At 73.6% G+C, this 1,944-nt stretch carries 1 pseudogene; it reads right to left on the reverse strand.

Annotated features, from left to right (window positions below):
* Nucleotides 1-1,944, reverse strand: a pseudogene (locus ACTUAL_RS30610) (DEAD/DEAH box helicase); the annotation flags it as partial.

The raw sequence follows: 1,944 nt of genomic DNA on the forward strand, positions 1-1,944 counted from the left end.
CCGGCATCCTCCACCGCGACCCAGCGCTGCTCGCCGGCGACCGGGAGCTGCAGGGCCCGCCGCGCCGTCTGCAGCTCCTGCAGCGCGGGACGTGCGTCGTCGTCGGTGAGGCGAGCCGTGACCTCCTCGACCGTCAGCGGACCCAGCAGGCGCAGCAGGTCCGCCACGCCCTCCACACCCTGCATCTGCCGGTCGGCCGCGAGACGCTGCAGCTCGGACTCGGTGCGCTCGATGACATCGGGATCCAACAGCTCGCGCAGCTCCGCCCGACCCAGCAGCTCCGAGAGCAGCGCAGGGTCCAGCGCGAGGGCAGCAGCCCGGCGCTCGGCGAGCGGGGTGTCGCCCTCGTACAGGAACGAGGCGACGTAGCCGAACAGAAGCGTCTGGGCGAAGGGCGACGCCTTCTGCGTCGTGACCTCGCTGAGTGCGACCTCACGGCCCGCGACGCGCTTCATGAGCGTCAGCAGGGCCGGGAGGTCGTAGACGTCCTGCAGGCACTCGCGGGCCGTCTCCAGCAGCATCGGGAAGTCCGGGTACTTCCGCGCGACGTCGAGCAGCTGGGCCGATCGCTGGCGCTGCTGCCACAACGGGGCCCGTGCGCCCGGGTTCCGCCGGGGGAGCAGCAGGGCGCGCGCCGCACACTCGCGGAAGCGCGCCGCGAACAGCGCCGAGCCGCCCACCTCCTGGTTGACCAGCTGCTCCAGCTCGTCGGTCTCGAAGACGAAGAGATCCGCCCCCGGCGGCTCCTCCGCTCCCGCACCCCCGCCGGTGCTGTCTGCGGCCCAGGGCCCCGCACCCCCGCCGGTGCTGTCTGCGGCCCAGGGCCCCGCACCCCCGCCGGTGCTGTCTGCGGCCCAGGGCCCCGCACCCCCGCCGGTGTCCGGCACGCGGGCCACGATGCCGTCGTCGCTCGCCACCACGGATCCGTCGACGCCGAAGCGCTCCACGATGCGTGCGCCCACGGCAAGGGCCCAGGGAGCGTGCACCCGCCGTCCGTACGGGGAGTGCAGGACGAGCCGCCAGTCACCGAGCTCGTCGCGGAAGCGCTCCAGCACCAGTGACCGGTCCGTCGGCAGCACGCTCGTGGCGTCTCGCTGCTCGGACAGGAACGCCATCAGGTTGGTCCGGGCCCGCTCGTCCAGGTCTGGGGGGACCTCACCGTCACCGACGCGGCGCAAGAAGGCCCCGATCGCCTCACCCAGCTCTGCCGGACGTCCCTCGGAGTCGCCACGCCAGAACGGCAGGCGGGCCGGCTCACCGAACGCCGGCAGCACCACCACCCGGTCGTGCGTGATGTCCTGGATCCGCCAGCTCGTGGCGCCGAGCGCGAAGACGTCGTTGATCCGCGACTCGTAGACCATCTCCTCGTCCAGCTCGCCCACCTTGCGAGGCGCTCTCGTGCCCCCGGCGCCGTCGGCACCCTCGTCAGCCCCGTCGGCCAGCACGACGGCGAACATTCCGCGGTCGGGGATGGTGCCGCCGCTCGTGACGGCCAGGCGCTGGGCACCCGGCCGTCCCGTGAGGGTTCCGGCGTCGCGGTCCCACACCAGCCTGGGGCGCAGCTCGGCGAACTCGTCCGACGGGTAGCGGCCCGACAGCAGGTCGAGCGTGGCGTCGAACGCCGAGCGCGGGAGCGAGGCGAACGGCGCCGCGTGCCGCACGAGGTCGAACCACTCCTCGACGTCCACCGGCTCCAGTGCGGTGGCGGCCACCGTCTGCTGAGCGAGCACGTCCAGCGGGTTGGCCGGCACCGACAGCTGCTCGATGGCTCCCTCGCGCATCCGCGCAGCGGTGACGGCCGATCCGACGAGGTCGTGCCGGGTCGTGGGGTACATCAGCCCGCGGGAGGTCTCACCCACCTGGTGCCCCGCCCGACCGACGCGCTGCAGACCGCTCGCCACCGACGGAGGGGTGGAGACCTGCACCACCAGGTCGACTGCTCCC

This window comes from Actinosynnema sp. (genome assembly GCF_052038725.1).